The organism is Phyllobacterium sp. TAF24 (assembly GCF_052113785.1).
In the GTDB taxonomy this organism is placed as follows: domain Bacteria; phylum Pseudomonadota; class Alphaproteobacteria; order Rhizobiales; family Rhizobiaceae; genus Phyllobacterium.
In genome coordinates this window covers 226094-250183 of record NZ_JBFRDN010000002.1, presented here as the reverse complement: position 1 = coordinate 250183, position 24090 = coordinate 226094, and the positions used below count along the sequence as shown (strand labels likewise).

Sequence of the window (24090 nt, the reverse complement as noted above, 5' to 3'; positions counted from 1 at the left end):
TTGTGGTTTTTATGACTGTTTTATAAATTTTTTGTGGTATTAATGTTTGCATGTGCGCAGATATGCACGATTGATGAGGTGTATGATGGGTTCCAAACGGCGTGGCGAGATTACGAAAGTGCTGCAGGATGAGGGCACAATCTCGATCTCGGATCTGGCGAACAGGCTCGGCGTTTCACTTGAGACGATACGGCGCGATGTAAAACCTTTGACTGATGAAGGGGTTATCGTGCGCACCCATGGTGCCGTTGGTTTGCCGCAGCATCTCGGCGAAGCGCCGTTTGAACGACGCATGCGCGAGAATGCCGGTGCCAAGCGGGCAATCGCCCGGCATGTCGCAGGTACAATCAGCAATGGTGACTCGATCATGCTGGATACGGGCACGACCACCAGCTTTCTTGCTCGGGAATTGTTGCAGTATCGCAATCTGACGGTTGTCACCAATTCATCCGATATTGCCCGTACTTTGGCGACGGTGAACGGCAACAAGGTGTTCATGGCCGGAGGTGAATTGCGCAGCGACAATGGCGCTGCCTTCGGCGCCCTGGCCATCGATTTTATCAGTCGGTTCAATGTCGCCCATTCCATCATTTCCATCGGCGCCATCGATGCCACACATGGGTTGATGGATTACAATCTTGAGGAAGCGGAGTTCGCGCGCATGGTTCTGTCACGCGGCGAGCGTTCGGTGGTGGTATCGGATGCTTCGAAGTTCGGACGGCAGGGACTTGTTCAGGTCTGCGATTTTGCCGGTTTTGATGAACTGGTGACTGATTCACCGCCGCCTGACGATGTTCTTCAGTCGCTCAGCCGGGCGGGGGCGAGGGTGAGTATTGCCGGAAACGAGGCCTGACAAGAATCGGGTGGCAGACCGATTCCAGAGAGATAGAATCGCGCGCATGAGTCGGGAGAAGACCATGACAAAGACCTTGCGCTACAGACATATTCAGACACCGATTGGCCCCATGATCGCCATGGCTGGTGATGAAGGGCTCTCGCTGCTTGAATTCTCCGATCGGCCAGCCCTGCCAGCAGAATTGACAGAACTTGAGCAGCGCTATGGCTATACCATCGTGCCGGGGGATCATTCATATCTCGACCAGATTGATGAAGAGATCACTGCCTATTTTGCCGGTGATCTGACGCGGTTTGAAACGCCGCTGTTTCTGCCAGCCACGCCATTTCAACGCACCATCTGGTCGATGCTTGTTGACATCCCCTACGGCGAAACGCGCACCTATGGCGGGATGGCCAGAGCGTTGGGTAAACCGAACTCAAGCCGCGCAGTCGGTGGTGCAAATGGCCAGAACCGCATCGCCATTGTTGTTCCCTGCCATCGTATCATTGGCGCGGATGGGTCATTGACCGGTTATGGCGGCGGGCAACCGCGCAAACGTTTTCTGCTCGATCTGGAACATCGGATTACCGCGCAGGCATCGGAGAAGCCGGTGTTTCATCCGATCACGGCGCAGGGCAGTTTCCTCTAGACAATAATTCCCGTGGCAAAGCGCGGTTCGTGCAGCAGCCGGTCAAGCAGAACGAGCGCCTGTTCCAGCCTGCCTCTGTCCGGCGCAGCGCCAAGTGACAACCTGATAGCTTCGGGGGTTGCAGGGGCGATGCTGAAAGCCGACGCCGGGACAATGCCAATGCCGGAACGGCGGGCAAGCGCGGAGAATTCCGCGGCACTCCACTGAACAGGCACATCAAGCCATAGATGATGACCTGCCGGATGCGCGGAAAAATGCCAATTCTTCAGCACTTTTCTGGCGATGATCTGTCTGGCCTGACTTTCCTCGCGGATGGCATGAGCAATCCCATAGAGGCTGCCGTCATTGATCCAGGCTGTGGCAACAGCCATCAGCAATGGCGATGCGGTCGGGTTACTGGCGCGAAGGCTTGATGCAAGCTTCAGTACATCCAGTGATGAGGGACAAACCACATAGGCAACACGCAGCGCAGGCGTTGCACATTTGGAGAGCGTGGCAATGTGCCAGGTGATATCGGGGGCTATTGAAGCAATGGCGGGCAGGGGTGTGTCGAGAAGTTCCGCATAAGGATCATCCTCGATAATCATGACATTGTGGCGTTGAGCGATACTGACGATGATTTGGCGGCGCGACGCAGGCATCGTCACTGTGGTTGGGTTGTCGATGGATGGGCAAAGATAGAGGGCTTTTGGTCTTAACGTTTTGCAGCAGCTCTCAAACACGTCTGGAATAATACCGTTCCGGTCCATGGCGAGCGGATGAATGGGAATATCAAGCGCCGAACAGACGGATTTCAGCCCCGGATAGGTCAGTGTTCCCGCGCAAATCGAGCCGCGGGCAGCAACAAGGCTGCAAATGGCAAAGAGTGCGCTTTGGGCACCACCGGCCACGAGTAGCCGGTCCGCCGAGGGCGCTTCACCGAAACGCGGTGCCAGCCATTTTGTCCCGGCGGCGCGTGCAGCCTCTGTACCGGTGCTTTCCTGATAGCTGAGGAAGTGGCTCGATGCGCCGTTGAGGACGTGGCTTACCCCGTCGATCAGGTGATTGTGGAGGTCGGCTTCCGGCGGCTGCGGCGGGATGATCATGGTCAGGTCCAGATCCGTCAGCAGGGAGGCCATCCCAAGTGCCGGTTGCGTCAACGAACCTTTGATGGTGGTGCCCGAACCGACTTTCGCTTCGATGAGATCAAGGCGATGCGCTTCGGTCATCGCCCGCGTGACGGTGGTCAGATCGATTCCGAGCTGTCTTGCAATCTCGCGCTGGGGTGGAAGGGCATCACCCGGTTTCAAAACGCCCGAGCTGATGTCGGCGACCAGCGCATCGACAATCCCTTGGTGCTTGTAGCGGGAACTGGTGGCAATACGGGGCTTCCAAACGGTCATGTCGGGCTCTTTGTATGGTTATATACCATACAATTACCCAGACTTTCTCGCGCTAACAAGGACAAATATGCCATGTGACAAACGGTCATGCTTGCATAAATGCATACAATCCTTATATTTCCATCAGATAGTATGTTTATTGTATGCTAATAATATAAATTATCCATACAATAAATCCATCTTGGAAAGGCAATAGCCATGTCACAGACAGGCCACTACCACGCAACAGACAATCCAATGAAAACTGGCATCCTCGGGCGCTGTCCGCAATGTCAGCAAGGACGGCTGTTCCATGGTTTCCTCAAGCTGGCACCGTCCTGCGAAGTTTGCGGGCTCGATTATTCATTTGCCGACCCAGCGGATGGCCCAGCTTTCTTCGCCATGACCATCGTTGCGGTTCCAGCCATGTTGTTCGCCCTGTGGTTGCAGACAACTTATGAAGTTTCCATCTGGGTGCATCTGTTCACAACGCTGCCGCTGACCCTGTTCGGCAGCCTTATCCTGCTGCGGCCGCTGAAGGGCTGGCTGGTCTGCTCACAATATTTCCATAAGGCTGAGGAAGGCCGTCTGGTACGCAAGGGCGAACAGTAAGAGAGAACCCGGACGATGATATCATCCGGGTGAGTTCCAATCGATCAGGCGTTGGCACCGCCATCAATGGTCAGCGAAGCGCCGTTGATGAAACGGCCTTCTTCACCGGCGAGAAAAGCGACAAGACCGGCAATGTCCTTCGCCTGCCCAAAACGTGGAATGGCCATGCGGGCGCGCTGGCCTTCAGCGTGATCACCATTGGCGGGATTCATATCCGTATCAGTTGAGCCCGGATGAACAATATTGGCGGTGATTTCCCTCGGGCCAAGATCGCGCGCCAGCGCTTTGGTCAGGCCGATCAGCGCGGCCTTGCTGGTTGAATAGGCGAGAAGGCCGGGAAACGGCACGATTTCCGCCAGATTGCTGCCGATGCTGATAATCCGCCCACCCACGGGCATGTGTGCTACGGCGGCCTTTGCGGCAACGAAGCTTGCACGAACATGGATCGACATCACCCGGTCGAATTCTTCCAGATCCAGCACATCGACCGTATCCATTGAATAGACCCCGGCGCTGTTCACAAGAATATCCAGTCGGCCAAGTTTGGCGTGGGCTTCATTGACCGCGCTTTCCACTGCTTTTGCATCGAGATTATCGGCCTTGATGGCGATGGCGCGACGGCCGAGCTTCTCGATGGCCTTGACTGTGTCATCCGCCTTGGCCGGGGCGCTGGTGTAGGTAATGGCAATATTTGCACCATCTTCCGCGAGTTTGAGGGCAATGGCTGCTCCGATACCGCGACTACCGCCGGTGACAAAGGCAACTTTATTGGAGAGACGAGACATCCGTTTTCCTTTTATGTAACGATTGATACATAAAGGCATGCCACCCTTGCGCCGCAACGTCAAGTGATTTATGTATTGATTGTTACAAAAAGGAGTTTGTCATGTCGCCAAAAGGCCGCCCACGCGCATTTGACAGGGATGCAGCTCTTATCCGTGCCATGGAACTCTTCTGGGCCAAGGGTTATGAAGGCGCCTCGATGGCAATGCTCACCGAGGCGATGGGGATCAATTCTCCCAGCCTTTACGCCTGTTTTGGCAGCAAGGCCGAACTCTTCAAAGAAGCCGTTTCAGTCTATCGCAGCCGGGTGGGCCACGACATATGGAATGCTCTGCCCGAAGCCAAAACGGCGCGGGAGGGATTTCATAATTTCCTGAAGGAAACCGCCATTTCCTATACCCGGCCTGATCAACCGCAGGGTTGTCTCATTGTGCTTGGGGCTTTGCATGGTTTAAGCGAAGATGATCCCATCGGGGAACTGCTCCGGAATAACCGCCGGGAGAATGTCACCAAACTGAAGACGCGGCTGGAGCAGGGCGTAGCGGATGGGGAGCTTAATGCTGCCACCGATTGTCAGAACATCGCAGAATTCTATGCGACGGTGCAGCATGGCATGTCGATCACAGCGCGCGACGGTGCAACGCTCGATGGCTTGATGCGAACCGCCGATGCGGCAATGGCCGCATGGGACGGGCTTACTGCCGCCTGAAAACAAGAACGGGCGGCAGAGCCACCCGTTTTGCAGTCAATGGATGAAGCCGCTTATTAGCTGGCAGCTTCTTCAGATGGTGCTTCTTCTGCAGGAGCGGCAGCAGCTTCAGCAGCAGCGGCCTTGGCAGCTTCTTCAGCAGCCTTTGCAGCTTCTGCTTCAGCAATAATTTTTGCCTTTGCATCTTCTTCAGCCTGCTTGGCCATAGCAACGCGTTCCTGAGCCTTCTTGCCCGGAAGAGCCTTTTCAGGATTGTTGCGTGTGTCGCGCTTGGCAATGCCAGCCTGATCGAGGAAGCGCAGAACGCGGTCTGTAGGCTGTGCGCCATGGCCGATCCAATACTGGATGCGGTCAGCATCGAGCTTTACGCGGTCGCCGTCCTTGGGAAGCATTGGGTTCCATGCGCCAACGGTTTCGATGAAACGGCCATCACGCGGTGCACGAACGTCAGCGATAACGACGTGGTAGTAAGGGCGCTTCTTGGAGCCGGCACGTGCCAGGCGGATTTTCAGTGACATGGGGTATTCTCCTGTTGTTAGTTCGCGGCGTTTTCTTTGGCCGCAGTTGTTTCGTGATGTCTGATCACTTCCTTGACGATGAAGTTCAGAAACTTCTCGGCAAAATCGGGGTCGAGGTCAGCCGACTGGGCGAGCGAGCGCAGACGTTCAACCTGTAGTTTTTCACGCGCGGGATCGGCAGCGGCGAGGCCATTCCTGGCCTTGAGCACACCCACGGCTTTCGTGCAGCGGAAACGCTCCGCCAGCATGTGGATCAGCGCCGCATCGATATTGTCGATGGAAGCGCGCAGTTCGAGCAATTCTTTTGGCAGGGAGGAAGACGTCATGATTATCCCTTCTTCTTCGGCAGGCCGGGAAGCCCGCCACCAAGGCCGGGCAAGCGGGGGAGGCCGCCGCCCATACCACCACCGAGACCACCCGGAAGACCGGGCAAACCACCGCCCTTGCCGAAGCCTGCGGCTTCCGCCTGCTTCTGCAGGGCTTCAAGCTGTTTCGGGTCCATCTTGGACAGGTCAGGCATACCACCCAGTCCGCCCATACCACCAAGGCCCATCTTGGCGCCGATGCCGCCCATCATCTGTTTCATGATGCCGCCTTTGCCCTTGCCGCCCATCGCCTTCATCATATCCGCCATCTGACGGTGCATTTTGAGAAGCTTGTTAATGTCGGCGGCATTGGTGCCAGAGCCCTTGGCAATGCGCTGCTTGCGCGAATGTTTCAGCACATCAGGATTGGTGCGCTCGGCAGTTGTCATGGAAGAGATGATGGCGAGCTGGCGCTTGAAGATGGAATCATCAAGACCGGCTGCAGCCATCTGGTCCTTCATCTTGCCCATGCCGGGCATCATGCCCATGATACCGCCCATGCCGCCTAGCTTCTGCATCTGGCCGATCTGGTCAGCCAGATCGTTGAGATCGAACTTGCCTGATTGCATTTTCTTGGCCATCGCCGCGGCTTTTTCCGCGTCAATGTTTTCGGCAGCTTTTTCAACGAGCGAAACAATATCGCCCATGCCGAGAATGCGGTCAGCGATACGCCGTGGGTAGAACTCCTCCAGCGCATCCATCTTTTCGCCGGTGGCGATCAGCTTGATCGGCTTGCCGGTAACAGCGCGCATCGAAAGGGCGGCACCGCCGCGACCATCGCCGTCCATACGTGTCAGGACAAGACCTGTTATGCCGACGCGCTCATCGAAGGAGCGCGCAAGATTGACGGCGTCCTGACCGGTCAGAGCATCGGCAACGAGAAGGATTTCGTGCGGGTTGGCCTTTTTCTTGATGTCGGCCATTTCGACCATCAAGGGCTCATCAATATGCGTACGGCCAGCGGTATCAAGAATGACAACATCGTGGCCGCCGAGCTTGGCAGCCTGTACGGCGCGTGCGGCGATCTCGACGGGTGTCTGACCGGCAATGATTGGCAGCGTATCGACGCCGGTCTGTACACCAAGCTGGCGCAATTGTTCCTGTGCGGCTGGACGGCGCGTATCAAGCGACGCCATCAGCACTTTCTTCTTCGACCGTTCGGTCAGGCGCTTGCCGATCTTGCCCGTAGTGGTGGTCTTACCCGAACCCTGCAAGCCAACCATCATGATGACAACGGGAGCCGGGGCATTCAGATCAATGGTGACGCCTTCGGCGCCGAGCATGTCGACCAGTTCATCGTGAACGATCTTGACGACCATCTGGCCGGGCTTGATGCTTTTGAGAACTTCCGCGCCGACAGCCTTGGCACGCACCTTGTCGGTGAACGAGCGAACCACATCAAGGGCAACGTCAGCTTCGATGAGTGCCCGGCGCACTTCGCGCAAAGCCGCCGCGACGTCGGCATCCGACAACGCGCCACGGCCGGTCAGGCCATTCAAAATCGAACCTAGTCGTTCCTGTAAGCTCTCAAACATCCGTTTTCCTCTATCTTCCGGGGAACTGTTTCCCTGAAAGGTAAGCATCCTCCGCGCCAAAGCCCATACCCAAACGGGGCTCAAAGCAAAAATGCACCCGAGGGCGCATCGCGCTGTCGGGTGTTGACCTCCGGGATCGTCGAACCCTTGCGGGGTCCCGGTCGGCTGCTCGGAGTTTGGAACTCGTCGCGGATTGATGGGCGGCTTAAACAGGAAATATGGTGATGAGTCAAGGTGGACGCAGTTACGCGCGCTTTTTCAACCCTGCTGCTTTGCGCAGGACATCATCAATACGGCTCTGCCAACCGGGGCCGCTCGAACGGAAATAATCAACCACATCCGGGCTGAGGCGAATGGAGACCGGGGTTTTTGTACTATCCGCAAGTGGTCGACCGGGCTTGCGCCTGCTCAACTCCGTGATGAGGACAGTGTCTGGATCGTCCAAAGCCGCTTTGGTAAGCGCTGCATCTTCTTCGACGCTAAGAGACTCGGCATAAGCCTTCGCGGCGGCGATGGCTTCCTCGCGGGTCTTTTGCTTGTACGCTCTATGCGCCACAGTCATCGTTACCAATCCTGTTTCCTGATTGAAAACAATCTCGGTGCCGGACATGTCACGTTTCTGATTTGGCATATTCATTCGCTTCCTTCTGAGATGCTCTACGCAGTGAGATAACGCGAATGGATGTTCCTCTCATTGTGTAGATAAGTGCGTAAAATTTACCTCCAAGCATGCCAATGGCGACGATACGCTCTTCACCATAGATGTTTTGGTCTGCCAGCCACTCCATAGCGGTCTCAAACTCAAAATAGCGAACATCCTCAAAGGCCACGCCATGTTTGCGCAGATTACGCTTAGCCTTTTCATTATTCCATTCGAACTTACGCATGAAAGCCACTGCAGTCAATAATTATTGTATATACAGAAATATAATCTAATTTCCAAAATTTGACTTAGCTTACCAGCGAAAATGCAAATGGCTTCTCATCAATAGGTCTAACCGCGCCGAATCAAACGCGGGAACGGAGCAACTCAGGATTGCATCCTGTGTGTCTGCACAGCGTTGACGAGAATCGTCGAATGAGTACGCGAAAGGGCAATATTCATCGAAAATGAAGAGAACGAGCCCAGTTTTGCCAAGTATTGCTCCATTCTGCCAGATGACAGAGTGCCAGAAAAATGGCAGATAGCATCAGGGACGATTAAACTTTTAAGGAGATTTCCATGGCATTTGTTGCCAAAGGCAGATTTTTTGCTGGTGTAGCGACCGCGCTTCTCGTGATGGCAGGAGCAGCTCAGGCAGCACCTCAGTGTGGCAACAATTCTGCTGGATTTCCGGCTTGGGTTGAACAGTTCAAACAGGAAGCCAAGTCGCAGGGTATCGGCGGCAGGGGGCTGGGTGCTCTCAACAACCTGACCTATTCAACCAAGACAATAGCGCTGGACCGCAATCAGAAGAGCTTCAAATACGCGCTCGACAAGTTCATGCAGGTGCGTGGTGCGCAGACGATCGTATCGCGTGGCAAGGCACTGAAAACCCAGAATGCGGCTCTCTTTGCCAGCATTGAGAAGCGCTATGGCGTGCCTGCTGGCCCGATCATTGCGATCTGGGGCATGGAGACGGGTTTTGGTGCTGTCCTTGGCAGCCAGCACACACTATCCGCAGTAGCGACGCTGGCTTATGATTGCCGCCGCAGCGAATATTTTCGTGAGCAGCTCTATGCGGCATTGAAGCTTGTCGATCACGGTGATCTGGCCCCCGATGCGCGCGGCGCGTTGCATGGTGAAATTGGCCAGACCCAGTTCATGCCCGCCAATGTTTTGAAATATGGTGTCGATGGTGATGGCAGCGGCCATATCGACATGGTTCGTTCCAAGGCTGATGCCTTGGCTTCCACGGCAAATTTCCTTGTTGGTCATGGCTGGCAGCGTGGTGCTGGATATCAGCCTGGGGAGCCCAGCTTCGCGGCAATTCAGGGATGGAATTCGGCCACTGTTTATCAGCAGGCCATTGCAATCATCGGCGCACAGATCGACGGCGGCAAGTAAGGCTTTTCCACAATTGTAGTGAATTCAAAGGCCGGTGCTCAGCATCGGCCTTTTGTTTAAAATCCTTCGCAGGTCTCGCCAATGGCTCCCTGTGCGCTGGCGCTGATCTTGCCGTTGCGAAAACTGAATATTTCGCGGGAATAGGTGGTGTTGTCAGGAAACTCGTAACAAACGAACATCGTCAGTTTGCCATTTTCCATTCCGCCAAGTCTGTGCTTGATCGTCGTGCCTTTTACAGCGTGTTCCCATTCGTCGAGGGAGCCGAGGAATTCGCGCTTGGTCTGCTCAATCTCCTGATCTTCAAGCACGATTGTCGCGTCATCGGTGAGAAGGTCGGCAAATTCAGGCCTGTTTGCTGTATCGAGTGCCTTGTACCAGCGCTCGACAAGAACTTTAGGGTTGTCTTCGGCGAGCGAAGGCACCGCAAAGCTGAGAAGCAGCGCGAGAGCGATAGCCAGTTTCTGCATAGACTATTGGCCCGGTTGCAGGTCGACCGATTCCGGATCAGGTCTCAAGAAATCCCCGGTTTCAGGGTTCATAACCCAAAGCTCCCCGGTGGAAATATCGAACCATGCGCCGTGTAGGGTAATGCGACCCTTCTTTTCCAGAATATCGACACAGGGGAAGCTGCGCAGGTTCCGGAGGGAATAGCGAATGGAAATGCGCTCCAGTGCAGTCTGGCGCTCAAATGGCGTCATGAGTTCATTGGCGGCGACGGCTTCGGCTGCCGGAGCAACGAGGCTCATCCATTTGCCAATAAAATCACCGGGGGAGAGAGGCTTGCTTTCCGTATCCAGTGCCGCCTTGATGCCGCCGCAGCGTCCATGGCCCAGAACAACTATGTTCTTCACTTTCAGACTTTGTACGGCAAATTCCAGCGCTGCCGACGTGGAGTGATATTCACCATCCGGCGCATAGGGCGGCACAAGATTAGCCACATTGCGGATAACGAAAATCTCGCCGGGACTGGTGTCGAAGATGATTTCCGGGGCGGCACGCGAGTCGCAACAGGCGATAACGAGCGTTTCGGGGGTCTGGCCCTGTTCGGCCAACTGACGATAGCGCATGGTTTCATTGGCATAACGCTGTGCCATGAAGTTGCGATAACCGGTGAGCAGTTTCTCAGGAAGCATGGTCATGATGGTGCATTAATCCCGATTGAAGGGAAGATCAATTGGTCTTGTGCCAGTTTGCACGGAGCTCAAATGCGAGATTCCAGAATAGGACAGTTTTGCGGCGTGTCACCGAAATTGCAGCGAAACCCCCGTGTCGAAACCGCGCAGGACGATTGCGGCTGGTCAGGCACGGATGCCTTTGCTTGGATGAACGAGGTGGCGCATCTGGATCATGGCCATCGGGCTGGAGAGGCTGGATGCATCCGCTTCGAGCATCAATTCATCCGCGCCGCGCTTTGCCGAGCGCGCCATGATCTCAAAGACCGATGCGGTGGTTCGCTGCAATATCTGCTCGTGATCAAGACCCGCCAGCATACGGGCAAGGAACAGTGCGGAGGTCAGATCGCCAAGCCCGTTGGTCGGGCCGTTTACAAGGCGATGCTCGGCAAGCATGGCGAAAGAATGCGTGACCAGAAGATTGCCGGTGCCGCCGGCAAGCATGGGATGGGCTGATGTCACCAGCATTGTTCCCGGGCCCGCATGAAGGGCAGCCTGCATGATCGCCTTGTTGTCAGGCAGATCAGCCCCGGCGAGCCAGGCAAGTTCAAAACGGTTTGGCGTCGAAATATCAGCCAGTGGCATAAGCTCATCGCGAATGCCAATGGCTGTTGCTTCAGGAACATAGAGCCCTTTTGTATCACCTATGACGGGATCGCAGAGGTAGAGCACATCCTTGTTCTGGCTTTTGATCTTCTTGATCAGGCGGGCGACCGATGCAGCCTGCGCGGCATTACCGAGATAACCGGTCATGACGGCCCGCACTTCACCCAGCCATGGCGCACGCTCCAGATCGGCAATCAGATCATCGAACTGCTGCGGCTCGGGCACAATGCGCTTGGCCGGTCCATGTCCCGGGTGCCAGGGCAGGATAACGGTTGGGACGGCCCAGACGGGATGCCCAAGGGTTTCAAGAGCAAACACCGCCGCGCGGTTGCCGACAGAACCACGCACGACATGGCTTGAAATGACGATGACAGCATTGGAGGAAGGAGCAACGGAACCGGTCATTGAAATACTCGTAAAAGAGTTCGGAAAAGCGGGGATGAGTTCGGAGACTCAGCTTTTGCCGGTGATGGAACTGATCAACCAGATAAACATGGCGATCAACACTAGCAATCCCAGAACCCGGCCAATGCGCGTTCCCCATATCTCGATCGGATCGGCAGCATCAGCATCTTCGGCAGTAAAATGCCCCTTGGTCCTGTTAACAGTACGCTCAACCGCCGACTTGCCGCCGGGATTGGTCTCGCGGCTGATGCGCTCCAGAATCCGCTTCGATTCTGTTACAGTCTGACGCTCTTTGTCATTTGCAGCCATGGCGATTCCGCTTGATCCTTGTTGCAAGGCAGCATAGCGCTTTGCCAGTTCCTTTTGCAGCAAAAAATGGCTACGCTCGGACTGCTTCGTTCCAAAATGACCCGTCGGTCAGGAAAATGAGTAATGAGGAGAGGGTTTATGCAAAAAATGACGTCTTCGACCGGCTTTTTGCCACGCAATGTCTTTTCGGTTCTGGCTCTCGTCGTCCTCGTGCCTTTGCTGTCCGCATGCGGTTTCAATACGATTCCGACCAATGAAGAGCAGGCCAAGGCCGCATGGAGCGAAGTGCTGAACCAGTATCAGCGCCGCGCAGACCTGATCCCCAACCTGGTTGAAACCGTCAAAGGTTATGCGGCTCAGGAAAAAGATGTGCTGACGTCAGTGGTCGAAGCGCGTGCCAAGGCGACCTCTATACAGGTGACGCCCGATACGCTGAAAGACCCCAATGCCTTCAAGGCATTTCAGGACAATCAGGCCAATTTGTCCGGCGCCCTGTCGCGGCTTCTGGCTGTGGTCGAAAACTATCCTGATCTGAAATCCAATCAGAACTTCCTCGCCTTGCAGTCACAGCTGGAAGGCACTGAAAACCGCATAGCGGTGGCCCGCCGTGATTATATCGAAGCGGTGCGCGTCTATAATACATCGCTCCGGACCATGCCGACGATCATCTGGACATGGATCTGGTATACGAACAGTCAGCCTTATCAGACATTCACAGTTGACGATTCCGTCAAGCAGACGCCTCAAGTCAAATTCTAGGCTTTCAGAATGCGCACCAAGCGCCAAAGCGCTGATATAGCCGTACGAGATCCTTTGCTGATGAGGATTTCGTATGGTCTGCTTTTGACAGTAACGCTGCTCGGGCTGTTTCTGGGTCATGCCTTTGCGGCGGACCTTCCTGCGCTCACGGGACGGGTGGTGGACGGCGCAAATGTCATCGACGCAGCGACCCGGGATGCAATCACCCAGAAACTGGCGGCATTCGAGGCAAAATCGTCGGATCAGGTGGTTGTGGTCACTGTGCCAAGTCTTGATGGCGAGGCGATCGAGCCTTATTCCAACCGGCTCTACCGTGCTTGGGCGCTTGGTCAGAAGCAGGAAAACAATGGCGTGCTTCTCGTCGTGGCACCCAATGATCGCAAGGTACGCATTGAGGTGGGCTATGGACTGGAAGGGACGCTGACGGACCTTTTGTCAAAACTTATCATCGAGAATGCAATAATCCCCGGCTTTCGCTCAGGGGATTATTCCGGGGGTATCGCGCGCGGCGTGGACGATATTCTGAAAGTGCTTTCGGGAGATGCAGCCGAACTTGAAGCGCGCGCAAAGCGGAATATCAAGGATGAATCCTCTAATATTGACTGGTTCGGGGTCGTCTTCATCTCGATCTGGGTCATTATTTTCTTTGGTGGATTCGGCATGGCTATCCTGGCGCCTGTCTTCGGCCAGAAGATTGGCCCCGGTCGCTACAGATGGCTTGGCATGGACATTGACACGCGATCATCGGGCTCTGGTGGTGGTTCCGGTGGAGGGTGGTCGTCGGGCGGCGGCGGATGGTCTTCCGGTGGCGGTGGAGGCGGCGGCTTTTCGGGTGGAGGTGGTTCCTCCGGCGGCGGCGGTGCATCGGGAGGCTGGTAGGAGAGAGCATGTCAGTGATGAATGATGATGATCATGCCCGTATTGCCGCAGCGATCCGCGATGCAGAGAGCCGGACCAGCGGCGAAATCTATGCGGTACTCGCCCGCAGCAGTGACAGCTATTTCTTCGTTGCCGGTTTTGCCGTTACGGTTGGTATTCTTGTTGCAGCCATCATCGTAGCGCTGGCGGCCCATTGGTACTGGTTTACCATCTCATTGCCGCTCTTTGGTTTGGCGATCCTTGCAGCCTTCGCGACTGCCATTTTACTGCTGCGGCTCATACCCGGCCTCAGCCTGCGGTTTGTTCCCAAGCGTATTCTCTACCAGCGCGCGCATCTCAATGCGGTCCAGCAGTTTCTGACGCGCAATGTGCACCTCACTGAAAAGCGCACGGGCATCCTGCTGTTTGTATCGCTGGCGGAGCGTTATGCGGAGGTTGTGGCCGATGCCGGTATCAATGCAAAAGTTGCTCAGCAAGAATGGAACGGCATTGTCACAATCCTGACAGATCATGCGGCGCAAGATGACCATGCTTCCGGTTTTCTCAAGGCCATTCAGCAAGCGGGGCGACTACTGGAAACACACTTTCCAGCAGGTCCCGATAACGTCAACGAACTCGATGACCATTTGGTCGAATTGTAACCTGCGCAGTGTCATGCGAATTTTACGTCTGGCGTGCAGTTTGCAGTCGAAAATACAATTTCAGTGGCTATGATCAGCCAAAATGCCGGTTCAGGGAGAGATTCTGATGGCTTCAACGAAAAAATCGGGCGCAAAAGCCGCTCCGAAGTCAAAAACAGTAAAAGCCACGAAAGAAAAGAAGCAAGCACCCGGTTTGTTTGAGGATCTGCTGTTTGCCCGCGCTCCGGCAGAAGACCTCGCAGATTATGATGCTGGTGCCTTGACGGCTTCAGCCAAGCTTGCCGAAGCGGCCCTGAAACAGTTCAAAACGGGCAAGCCGCTGATTGATCTTTCCGATGGAAACGCTGTTTACCGCGATGGCAGGCCGATCACCGTTGTCACCCTCATCAACGATAACATGCCTTTCCTGCTCGACTCGGTTCTCGGCGAGATCAGTGAGCGGGTCAGTTCCGTCTATCTGGTTCTACATCCGGTGATGGATGTGGACAAGAAAAGCGGTTCGGTTATTGGCGCGGCAGGTCCGGATAAGCCCGGCAAAGACGAAGCTCGCGTCTCCGTGATGCAGATTCATGTGCCCGCTCTGGATGCTCCCGCACGCGAAATCCTCGTGGAGGCTTTGACTACCTTGCTTCGGCATGTGCGTGAGGCGGTCAATGACCGCGCTGCCATGGTCGCTCGTCTCGATGATGCCATCGAAACCTACAGGACTGGCAAAACGCCCATGAAGAAAGCGGCTGCCGAAGAAGCGGTCGAATTTCTGGAATGGCTGCGCGACAATAATTTTACCTTCCTCGGCGTTCGCGAGTACGACTATCAGGGGGATAATAGTCAGGGTGAACTGGAACGGTCGGGTAAAACCGGCCTCGGCATCCTGCGCGATCCGGATGTCCGCGTGCTCAAGCGCGGCAATCAGGGCGTGACGACCACGCCGCAGATCATTGCGTTCCTCACGGGTCCCGAGCCGCTGATCGTCACCAAGGCAAATACCAAGTCGCTGGTGCATCGCCGCGGCTATATGGATTATATCGGCGTCAAGACATATGACGCGCAGGGCAAGGTGAGCGGCGAATTGCGTTTCGTTGGTCTGTTTACCTCAGGGGCCTATACGCGTTCCGTGCTGAAAATCCCCTATCTCAGGTCAAAGACGGAAGCGGTCATCAGCCGTCTCGGCTTCAACCGCGAAGATCACTCGGGCAAACAGCTGATCAAGGTTCTCGAGAGCTATCCACGCGATGATCTTTTCCAGATCGACGTCAAGACATTGACCCGCAATGCCGAAATCATTCTGGCACTTGGCGAGCGTCCGCGCGTGCGCGTGCTGCCGCGCATTGATCCATTTGGCCGGTTTGCCTCGATCATCGTTTATGTTCCGCGTGAGCGTTATGATTCCATCGTGCGTGAGAAGATGGGTTCCTATTTCGCGGCCGTCTATGAGGGACATGTTTCTGCCTATTACCCGGCGTTCCCCGAGGGCAATCTGGCCCGCGTTCATTTCATCATCGGCCATGCGGATAATGATTTTCCGAAAGTCAAACGGGAGGCTCTGGAAGAGACCGTTCGTTCCATTGTTCGCACCTGGGAAGATGCGGTGGCTGAAGTTGGCGACCGCAGCGGCCTTGCCGAGTTTTCATCACTTGCTGCAGCGTTTCCGGATTCCTACCGTGAAAACTTTTCGCCGGATGAGGCGCTGGTTGATGCCAGCCGCATTGCCGGACTGTCGCGCACCAATCCGCTATTCGTTGATTTTTATCGCCACCGGACAGACGGTCCCAATGCCGCATCGCTGAAAATCTATCATTATGGCTCGGCAGTCGCCCTGTCCCAGCGCGTGCCGTTGCTTGAGAATATGGGTTTTCGCGTCATCAGCGAGCAGACCTTTGCCCTTCCCGCTGCAGATGGAAGCCCGCTCTTCGTGCATGACATGGAATTGGTCAGCACATCGGGCTCGCCGATTGACCTCAGGGACAATGGCGATCTGTTCGAAGATGTGTTCCGCAATATCTGGGGCGGCGCTTCCGATAATGATGGCTACAACGCACTTGCGCTAACGGGGCAATTGACGGCACGTCAGATCATCATCCTGCGCGCCTATGGCCGCTATCTGCAACAGGCGGGTATTCCCTATTCGCAGGATTTTATCGCAATAGCGCTTAATCGTTATCCTGAGATTGCCAAGCAATTGTTCGGTCTGTTTGAACAGAGACTTGATCCGAAAAAGGGTGCAACGGCTCAGTCCGAGCGCAAGCAGGCAACAATCCGCGCTACGATTGAAGAGGCGCTTCAAGGTGTTCCAAGTCTTGATGATGACCGCATCCTGCGTCGCTTCCTCAACCTGATCGAATCGACCCTGCGCACCAACGCCTTTGCACCTGAGGAAGATGGCAGCGAGCGTGTGACACTGGCCTTCAAACTTGATCCGCGGGCACTTGATGATCTGCCGGAGCCACGGCCCTATCGCGAAATCTTTGTCTATGGTCCTGAGGTCGAGGGCGTACACCTGCGCTTTGGCCCTGTTGCCCGTGGCGGATTGCGCTGGTCGGATCGTGCGCAGGATTACCGCACGGAAGTGCTGGGTCTGGTGAAGGCACAGCAGGTCAAGAACGCTGTTATCGTGCCTGTTGGTGCCAAGGGCGGCTTCTACCCGAAACGCCTGCCGACCGGCGGCGACCGCAATGTAATCTTTGAAGCGGGCCGTTCCGCCTACATCACGTTCATTGCAACGCTATTGTCGGTCACGGACAATCTGCATGGTGAAACGGTTGTGCCACCTGATAATATTCTGCGGCTGGATGGTGACGATCCCTACTTTGTCGTTGCGGCTGACAAGGGCACCGCGACCTTCTCCGATACGGCCAATGCCATTAGTCAGGCACATGATTTCTGGCTGGATGATGCGTTTGCATCGGGTGGTTCTGCCGGTTACGACCACAAAAAAATGGGCATTACCGCCCGTGGTGCATGGGAGGCCGTGAAGCGGCATTTCCGCGAAATCGGTACGGATATCCAGAAAGTGCCATTCGTGGCTGTGGGCGTCGGCGATATGTCCGGCGACGTTTTCGGCAATGGCATGTTGCTTTCGCCGCAGACAAAATTAGTGGCGGCATTCGATCACCGCGATATCTTTATTGATCCGGAACCCGACGTCAAAGCCAGCCTGAAAGAGCGGCAGCGACTGTTCAATCTGCCGCGCTCCAGCTGGCAGGACTATGACAAGTCGAAGATTTCGGCAGGCGGCGGGGTGTTTTCCCGTTCGCAGAAGTCGATCACGCTGTCGAAAGAAGCTGCCAAGGTGATTGGTCTTGCCAAGACCACGGCAACACCATTCGAGATCATGACAGCGATCCTTAAAGCGCCCGTTGATCTCCTGTGGTTCGGCGGTATTGGCACCTATATCCGCTCAAGCTTTGAGAATGATGCGGAAGTTGGCGACCGCGCCAATGATGCGATCCGCATTACCGGACTGGATGTGCGGGCAAAAGTCATTGGCGAAGGTGCCAATCTCGGCGTCACTCAAAAAGCGCGTATCGAATTTGGTCTTGCTGGCGGACGCTGCAATTCGGACGCTATCGATAATTCGGCCGGTGTGAACACATCCGACGTTGAGGTCAACATCAAGATTGCGCTGGCGCAGGCCATGCGTTCCGGAAAATTGCAACGCGACGAGCGCGACAAACTTCTGGAGTCAATGACCGAAGAAGTGGGCGATCTTGTCCTGCGGAACAATTACCTGCAAACGCTGGCGCTCTCGCTTGCCCAGCGCCGCGGCTTGGCGGATCTTGCCTATCAGGCACGATTCATGAGTGATCTCGAAGCGCGCAAGCTGCTCAATCGCAAGGTTGAAACTCTGCCTGATGATAAGGTGCTGGCGGAACGTCAGGCCGATGGCATTGCTCTCAGCCGCGCGGAACTCGGTGTCCTGCTCGCCTATGCCAAGATCGTTCTGTTGGATCAGTTGCTGGCGAGCAATCTGCCTGATGATCCTTATCTCGAACGGGAACTGCTTGATTATTTCCCGCGTCAGATGAAGGAAGGGTTTGGCGAGGAAATCCGCACCCATCGTCTGCGCCGCGAAATCATCGCTACACAGCTTGCCAATGACATTATCAACCGGGGTGGACCAACCTTTGTCAGCCGCCTTTCCGACCTGACGGGGCAATCGGCATCGGATATCGTCCGGGCCTATGTCATCGTGCGTGACGGTTTTGAGGTTGATGCCCTGTTTGCCGACATCGATGCGCTCGACAATGCGCTGCCCGGTGATGTCCAGAATGGCCTCTACGCCAAGGTGGCGCAGATGCTGAACTGGACGACCGCATGGGTTCTGCGCAACAGGACAGGTGGTGTGGGTCTGCAGGCGGCGATTGAGGAGATCAAGAGTGCGCGCAGTGCCTTGCAGCCGAAGCTGGAAAAGCTGCTGCCCGTATCCATGAGCAATCAGATCCGCGATGATACGGCAGTCTATGCGACGCAGGGCGCACCCGCACCGCTGGCAGCCCAGCTTGCCCGGTTGGAGATTGCGCCAATCATCCCTGATATTGCCGCGGTGGCGCAACAGGCGGGCATCGATATTGCCAGTGCGGCCAAGGCCTATTTCGATATTTCCGAAGCCTTCCGCATCGGACGCATCGAAGAGGCGGCACGCGGCGTTTCTGTCGCTGACTATTATGATGGTCTTGCACTTGCGCGGGCCACGGACCTCATATCGCAGGCACGCCGGGGCATTGCTGCTGCGGCGCTCAGCGAATATGGCAAGAAGCCCGATCCCGCCAAGGAGTGGCTCGCCGGGAGAGGTACGCGGGTCGATGAAGTGCGTCAGCGTATGGCAAACATTGTCGAAGGCGGAGACCTGACCGTGTCGCGACTTGCTGTTGCCGCCGGATTGCTTTCCGATCTGTCCTAGACAAATCAGGACACCGGATCAGGGGAAGGAAACAAAATGGCTGCGTCTAAACGGGGCATCTGGGGATGGATGCTCTTCGACTGGGCGGCGCAGCCATTTTTTACCGTCGTTACGACCTTTATTTTCGGTCCCTATTTCGTCGCGCGGATGGCTGATGATCCCGCCATTGGTCAGGCTGCCTGGGGCTATGGCATTGCCATATCCGGGCTTATCATCGCGGTGCTGTCGCCGGTCCTTGGTTCGATTGCCGACCAGTCCGGAGCGCGAAAGCCGTGGATCGGTTTCTTTGCCGTCATCCAGATCTTTGCCTTGTCGATGCTGTGGTTTGCGGCGCCGGGTTCAAGCCTGATTGTGCCGCTGATCTTCTTTTCACTGGCATCGATTGCGGCTGAATTCTCCATCGTCTTCAACGATTCGATGATGCCCCGGCTTGTGCCGGAAAAGGATATAGGCCGCATCTCCAACATGGCGTGGGGCCTTGGTTATCTCGGCGGCATGATCGCGCTGATCTTTGTCGTTGCCTTCATGGCTGGTTCCCCTGAAACGGGAAAAACCATGCTCGGGTTAAATCCGATCCTCGGTCTTGATCCTGCGGCAGGAGAGGGAGATCGCGCGACCGGCCCTCTGTCAGCTCTGTGGTATCTGGTTTTCGTGCTGCCCATGTTCCTGTTCACGCCCGATAGCGCCAAGGGATTGCCTGTCGGCAGGGCAGTGCATATGGGGATCGCCGAACTGAAATCCACCATTGGCGAGGTGCGTCAGCGTCCCGGAATTCTGCGCTTTCTCATTGCGCGGATGATCTATCAGGATGGTGTCAATGCACTGATTGCGCTTGGTGGGGCTTTCGCTGCAACCATGTTCGGCTGGGCGACAGCGGAGATCGGCATTTACGGCATCATCCTCAATGTCGTCGCGATATTTGGCTGCCTTGCTGCGAGCTACCTCGACACCCGGATTGGATCAAAGGTGGTTGTGGTCATTTCACTGGTGCTTTTAACCATCGCGACAATCGGCATCGTCTCGACCGGACCGGGCTACACGCTGTTCGGTCTTCTGCCGCTCAATGGCGCAGATACGGGTGGGTTGTTTGGAACGCCAGCGGAGAAAGCTTTCATCGTCTTCGGGCTTCTCATCGGTGTCGCCTTCGGGCCTGTGCAGGCGTCATCGCGCTCCTACATGGCGCGTAGTGTCTCAATCGATGAGGCTGGCCGCTATTTCGGTATCTATGCCCTTTCAGGGCGGGCAACGAGTTTTCTCGCGCCATTTGTGGTTGCAACAGTCACTGCGGTCAGTGGGTCGCCACGCCTTGGCATGGCGATGATTATTGTCTTCCTGCTGGCCGGACTGGCTGTCCTGTTGCGAACACCCTATCCGGCCGCAGTTCCGGTAAAACCTAGTGTCTGAAGTGGCGCATGCCGGTGAACACCATGGCAATGCCATGTTCATCGGCAGCTGCGATAACGTCCTCATCGCGCATGGAACCACCCGGCTGAATAACGGCGGTTGCACCAGCAGCGACTGCTGACAGCAATCCATCGGCGAAGGGGAAGAACGCATCGGAAGCCACGACCGACCCCTTCGTCAGCGGCGTCGCCAATCCAGCGGCCTCGGCTGCATCTTCAGCCTTGCGGGCGGCAATGCGGGCCGAATCAACCCGGCTCATCTGTCCAGCGCCGATGCCAACTGCTGCGCCGTCCTTTACATAGACAATGGCATTGGATTTCACATGCTTGGCGATACGGAAAGCCAGCTTCAGATCGATCATTTCCTGTTCGGTTGGCGCGCGCTTGGTGACAACCTTCAAATCGAGATCGTCAACCACACCGCTGTCACGCGACTGGACGAGAATGCCGCCGGCAACGGTTTTGGCAGTGATGCCGGATGCACGCGGATCAGGCAGGCCGCCGGTGACAAGCAGGCGCAAGTTTTTCTTGGCCGCAACAATTGCCTGTGCTTCCGGCGTTGCATCGGGCGCTATGATGACTTCCGTGAAAGTCTTGACGATTTCCCCGGCGGCGTCTGCATCCAGTGTTTTGTTGAGCGCAACGATGCCACCGAAAGCCGACACGGGATCACAGGCCAGAGCCTTGAGATAAGCTTCCTTCAGCGTTGCACCTTCAGCCACGCCGCATGGGTTGGCATGTTTGATGATGGCAACAGCCGCTGTGCGTGCGGGATCAAATTCGGCAACGAGTTCGAAAGCCGCATCCGTATCGTTGATGTTGTTGTAAGAAAGCTGCTTGCCCTGCAGCTGGGTTGCGGTGGCAACACCGGGGCGCTTTTCGCCTGTGAGGTAAAAGCCCGCTGACTGGTGCGGGTTTTCACCATAACGCATGACCGAGTGCAGATGGCCGCCGATGGCGCGGCGGGATGGTGTCTCGGTCATCAGCGCTTCGGCAAACCAGCCTGAGATGGCCGCATCATAGGTTGCCGTGCGGGCATAGGCCTTGGCGGCAAGACTCTGGCGGAATGAGTAAGGCAGCGATCCTTCGTGCTTGTCGAGCATGGCGATGACCATCTCGTAGTCGCCGGTATCGGTGACGACACCGACATAGGCATGGTTCTTGGCAGCAGCGCGGATCATGGCTGGGCCACCAATGTCGATGTTCTCGACGATGTTGGCGTAGTCAGCGCCCGAGTGACGGACTTCTTCAAAAGGATAGAGGTTGATGACGGCAAGATCGATAGCGCCGATACCGTGCGCTTTCATCGCTTCGGTGTGTTCAGGATCATCACGCACGGCCAAAAGACCACCATGCACCTTGGGGTGCAGGGTTTTGACGCGGCCATCCATGATTTCAGGAAAATCGGTGATCTCCGAAACATCCGTGACCGGGATGCCTTCAGCCGCGATGGTCTTGGACGTTCCGCCTGTCGAAAGGATTTCAATGCCGTGACGGTGCAGCGCATGGGCGAGCGCAGTGAGGCCCGCCTTGTCGGAAACGGAGATGAGCGCGCGCTTGACGGGATGAAGGTTCGGAGCGGGAATGGATTTTGCAGTGACGGCCATGGGAGAATTCGTCCTCAGCGGAAAAGTTTGGGGGATTTGGACAGCCGGTTAGCACAGGCTGTCCCAGAATCCTACTTCTGATCGCAGATTTGAAGGAATCGCGGCAGTTTTCCCCTAACCATAGGCTCCGAGGGCCGTCCGGGTGAATTGCCATTCGACCTCAGGCAGTTGCGACGCATTCAGCGAAAGCGTGATCTGGCGGGTTTTGACCGGGCCACGGAAACCGGCAAAGAACAGCGAGTCTTCGATGAAGGGCTGGACGGTAGCGGAGAACATCCAGATATCGTCATTGTCCACCTGCAGAATGATCAGGCCGTTATCATCGACGCTGATACTGACGGATGGATGAAGATGAAAACGGATAACCACGTTCTCACGGCCGGTTCCGCGCAGGGGGTTGCGGCCTGCGGCAAAGAAACTGTCTATGCCTTCAATGACACTGCCATTGTGCGACAGGACAATCTGGCGTTCGTGATAGATGCCGAATGGCCTGATATAGCCATTGTGGTTAGCGACAAAGCCGACGGCGCCCGGCCGTTCAATCCGCTCCACATTGACCTTTGTCGGCCCGGCAATGATCGGGGTGCCGATCATGGTGGAAAGACCGGAGGTCGCGCTGAAACGGCATGATGAGGTGTCGTTGAGTGTCGCGGTGGAGTGGGCGGCTGTGGAGCGCGCGAGCGGGCGAAACTCTTCGGGGCCATAGCGGTCAACGCCAGCATTGACGACGTAGCGATTGCGCCCGGAGGACATTTCGAAGGAGAGGCAACCCGCATGAGCATCGCGCGATGCGGTCACCGGCGGAGCAAGTCCCGTATCGGCAATGATGGTGGTTGAATCCATCGAAAGCCGCTCATAGCCGGAATGCACAGCGTGCGTCAGCGGCAGGCCGCCAATATCATCGTGACGCAGAACGGCAATGACACGCTCCGGCATTGTTGCACCGACGCCGTTGAACAGGGCCAGATTGCCGTCGTGATGGCGGAAGAAGCGCAATGCGGGCAGCATGCGTTCAATGGCTTCCATCAGCGCTTTCGGCGGCGCTTCCGTGCCGCTGGCATAGGTTTGGCGAAGCGGAAGAAGGTCAGCCAGAAGTTCAAGCACTGTCAGCGGATTGCGGGAAATATGTCCGCCATCCGGCAGGATCTGATGGACGAGTTCAAATTCGAGATTGCGGCGGGCGGAGCGGGCTGTATTCGATGACACGGGCAGCGCCAGCGCGGCAAAGGCGAGGGCAATGCGGGCACGCAGTTTCTCTTCGCCATCATCCATGACAGCTGCCATGGTGCGAAGGTACCGCACCTGTGTGGCGAGTGAGCGCATGAACTGGCGATAGGCGCGTAAATCCGCACCGGCCAGAATAAGGCTGGAATGCTGCAACCAAGCGATGATGCGTTGGGCCGTTACTTCAGGCGTCCATGCGGGACCACCGATTGAGCGGCCATGACTGGTAATCCAGTCGCTGAGCAGCGCGCGGGCATTGGCTGTTGCAAGCTCGGTACCGGAGGCGCGCATATGGCGCAGCCAGCCGAAATTGTGCAGGGCGGCCTGCCAGGCGGCATTGGGTGGCTCGACGATGAAGGGAGAACGGCCGCCGGTTTCCACCACCCGCCCGGCGAGGGCAAAGCGGCCATGATAAAACTCTTCGGCCAGTTGCGGGTCGGCGGGTCGCAAATCCTGCGGGGCAATCAGCACGCGCTCCGGTGTGAAACCGGTAAAACGCCAGCGAAACAACGGCCCCATGCGCAAGCGCCTGCGGAAACGGCGCCACAATTGCGCAGTCGCAAGTCCCCACAATTGCGGTGTTTCGCTAAACGCGACCATCTCGCGGCATTTCCTCGCTTCGCCGCGTTCCGGCGCACTTCAGTCTGCTTTCGCGTACATTCGTGAAACATGTCCCGCATGGCGGGATGTTGCTCCAGCACGCTGAAATCATTGCTCTGGTTTCAACCCATCGACGACAAACCGGGACTATGCAACCAAAACAGTTAA

Annotated in this window: 23 protein-coding genes; 10 read left to right on the top strand and 13 right to left on the bottom strand. The window is 56.2% G+C overall.

The genetic code is table 11. The features are described from left to right. Positions 1–82: 82 nt before the first annotated feature. Both AB4Y96_RS03025 and AB4Y96_RS03020 read left to right on the top strand, forming a co-directional pair. A complete protein-coding gene (locus tag AB4Y96_RS03025) occupies positions 83–853 on the top strand; it encodes a DeoR/GlpR family DNA-binding transcription regulator (protein ID WP_441915563.1) in 771 nt (256 codons plus the stop codon). Between the two features lie 64 nt (positions 854–917). After that, positions 918–1487: a methylated-DNA--[protein]-cysteine S-methyltransferase gene (locus AB4Y96_RS03020; protein WP_441915561.1), complete on the top strand. Its 570-nt coding sequence runs from the start codon at positions 918–920 to the stop codon at positions 1485–1487. Here the strand turns inward: AB4Y96_RS03020 and AB4Y96_RS03015 are convergent. Next, positions 1484–2869, bottom strand: coding sequence for an aminotransferase-like domain-containing protein (locus tag AB4Y96_RS03015; RefSeq protein ID WP_441915560.1), 1386 nt, complete (start codon positions 2867–2869; stop codon positions 1484–1486). The two genes, AB4Y96_RS03020 and AB4Y96_RS03015, sit on opposite strands and share 4 nt — an antisense overlap. A gap of 198 nt (positions 2870–3067) precedes the next feature. On the opposite strand from AB4Y96_RS03015, the gene AB4Y96_RS03010 reads away from it, so the two are divergent. Next, a complete protein-coding gene (locus AB4Y96_RS03010; RefSeq protein ID WP_091879548.1) occupies positions 3068–3460 on the top strand; it encodes a DUF983 domain-containing protein in 393 nt (130 codons plus the stop codon). Positions 3461–3504: 44 nt separating this feature from the next. On the opposite strand, the gene AB4Y96_RS03005 is transcribed toward AB4Y96_RS03010, so the two are convergent. After that, entirely contained in the window at positions 3505–4245 is a 741-nt protein-coding gene (locus AB4Y96_RS03005; RefSeq protein WP_441915557.1) for a 3-oxoacyl-ACP reductase family protein, read from the bottom strand. A gap of 101 nt (positions 4246–4346) precedes the next feature. Here AB4Y96_RS03005 and AB4Y96_RS03000 point away from each other — a divergent pair, with 101 nt between their 5' ends. Next, a complete protein-coding gene (locus AB4Y96_RS03000) occupies positions 4347–4952 on the top strand; it encodes a TetR/AcrR family transcriptional regulator (RefSeq protein WP_441915555.1) in 606 nt (201 codons plus the stop codon). Between the two features lie 56 nt (positions 4953–5008). Here the strand turns inward: AB4Y96_RS03000 and rpsP are convergent, their stop codons facing one another. The 5 genes from rpsP to AB4Y96_RS02975 form a co-directional block, all read right to left on the bottom strand. Then, positions 5009–5470: a 30S ribosomal protein S16 gene (gene rpsP, locus AB4Y96_RS02995; RefSeq protein ID WP_091879553.1), complete on the bottom strand. Its 462-nt coding sequence runs from the start codon at positions 5468–5470 to the stop codon at positions 5009–5011. Between the two features lie 17 nt (positions 5471–5487). After that, a complete protein-coding gene (locus tag AB4Y96_RS02990; RefSeq protein WP_091879554.1) occupies positions 5488–5796 on the bottom strand; it encodes a chorismate mutase in 309 nt (102 codons plus the stop codon). A gap of 2 nt (positions 5797–5798) precedes the next feature. After that, a complete protein-coding gene (ffh, locus tag AB4Y96_RS02985; protein ID WP_441915553.1) occupies positions 5799–7370 on the bottom strand; it encodes a signal recognition particle protein in 1572 nt (523 codons plus the stop codon). A gap of 244 nt (positions 7371–7614) precedes the next feature. Next, positions 7615–8001 (bottom strand): BrnA antitoxin family protein, encoded by a 387-nt coding sequence (locus AB4Y96_RS02980; protein WP_441915551.1) that lies wholly within the window; start codon positions 7999–8001, stop codon positions 7615–7617. After that, positions 7982–8257, bottom strand: a complete 276-nt coding sequence (locus AB4Y96_RS02975) for a BrnT family toxin (RefSeq protein WP_441915550.1) — start codon at positions 8255–8257, stop codon at positions 7982–7984. Before AB4Y96_RS02975 ends, AB4Y96_RS02980 begins: the two co-directional genes overlap by 20 nt. Positions 8258–8592: 335 nt before the next feature. Between AB4Y96_RS02975 and AB4Y96_RS02970 the strand changes: the two genes are divergently transcribed. Continuing rightward, positions 8593–9417 carry a lytic murein transglycosylase gene (locus AB4Y96_RS02970; protein ID WP_091879559.1) on the top strand — a complete coding sequence of 275 codons (825 nt, stop codon included), beginning with the start codon at positions 8593–8595 and terminating at the stop codon, positions 9415–9417. A gap of 56 nt (positions 9418–9473) precedes the next feature. On the opposite strand, the gene AB4Y96_RS02965 is transcribed toward AB4Y96_RS02970, so the two are convergent. From AB4Y96_RS02965 to AB4Y96_RS02950, 4 genes are all read right to left on the bottom strand, one after another. Beyond that, the gene (locus tag AB4Y96_RS02965; RefSeq protein WP_441915548.1) at positions 9474–9884 is read right to left on the bottom strand and encodes a nuclear transport factor 2 family protein; all 411 of its coding nucleotides are present in this window, start codon (positions 9882–9884) and stop codon (positions 9474–9476) included. Positions 9885–9887: 3 nt separating this feature from the next. Further along, positions 9888–10556: a carbonic anhydrase gene (locus AB4Y96_RS02960; protein ID WP_091879562.1), complete on the bottom strand. Its 669-nt coding sequence runs from the start codon at positions 10554–10556 to the stop codon at positions 9888–9890. 159 nt (positions 10557–10715) lie between these two features. Next, positions 10716–11600, bottom strand: coding sequence for a pyridoxal kinase PdxY (gene pdxY / locus AB4Y96_RS02955; protein ID WP_091879563.1), 885 nt, complete (start codon positions 11598–11600; stop codon positions 10716–10718). A gap of 48 nt (positions 11601–11648) precedes the next feature. Further along, on the bottom strand, positions 11649–11909 hold the full coding sequence (locus tag AB4Y96_RS02950) for a hypothetical protein (RefSeq protein WP_091880220.1): 261 nt from the start codon (positions 11907–11909) through the stop codon (positions 11649–11651). A 138-nt stretch (positions 11910–12047) separates the two neighbouring features. Here AB4Y96_RS02950 and AB4Y96_RS02945 point away from each other — a divergent pair, with 138 nt between their 5' ends. The 5 genes from AB4Y96_RS02945 to AB4Y96_RS02925 all read left to right on the top strand — a co-directional run bounded on the left by AB4Y96_RS02945 (position 12048) and on the right by AB4Y96_RS02925 (position 20492). Beyond that, positions 12048–12668, top strand: a complete 621-nt coding sequence (locus AB4Y96_RS02945) for a LemA family protein (RefSeq protein WP_091879565.1) — start codon at positions 12048–12050, stop codon at positions 12666–12668. A gap of 60 nt (positions 12669–12728) precedes the next feature. Continuing rightward, positions 12729–13547, top strand: coding sequence for a TPM domain-containing protein (locus AB4Y96_RS02940; RefSeq protein WP_175540555.1), 819 nt, complete (start codon positions 12729–12731; stop codon positions 13545–13547). An 8-nt stretch (positions 13548–13555) separates the two neighbouring features. Beyond that, positions 13556–14188, top strand: a complete 633-nt coding sequence (locus tag AB4Y96_RS02935) for a TPM domain-containing protein (RefSeq protein WP_441915545.1) — start codon at positions 13556–13558, stop codon at positions 14186–14188. A 106-nt stretch (positions 14189–14294) separates the two neighbouring features. Next, positions 14295–19088, top strand: a complete 4794-nt coding sequence (locus AB4Y96_RS02930) for an NAD-glutamate dehydrogenase (RefSeq protein ID WP_441915543.1) — start codon at positions 14295–14297, stop codon at positions 19086–19088. A 36-nt stretch (positions 19089–19124) separates the two neighbouring features. After that, positions 19125–20492, top strand: coding sequence for an MFS transporter (locus AB4Y96_RS02925; protein ID WP_441915541.1), 1368 nt, complete (start codon positions 19125–19127; stop codon positions 20490–20492). Here the strand turns inward: AB4Y96_RS02925 and purH are convergent. Together purH and AB4Y96_RS02915 are read right to left on the bottom strand one after the other, a co-directional pair. Next, a complete protein-coding gene (gene purH, locus AB4Y96_RS02920) occupies positions 20482–22098 on the bottom strand; it encodes a bifunctional phosphoribosylaminoimidazolecarboxamide formyltransferase/IMP cyclohydrolase (protein WP_441915539.1) in 1617 nt (538 codons plus the stop codon). The two genes, AB4Y96_RS02925 and purH, sit on opposite strands and share 11 nt — an antisense overlap. A gap of 114 nt (positions 22099–22212) precedes the next feature. After that, a complete protein-coding gene (locus AB4Y96_RS02915; protein WP_441915538.1) occupies positions 22213–23922 on the bottom strand; it encodes a heparinase II/III family protein in 1710 nt (569 codons plus the stop codon). Positions 23923–24090: the final 168 nt, after the last annotated feature.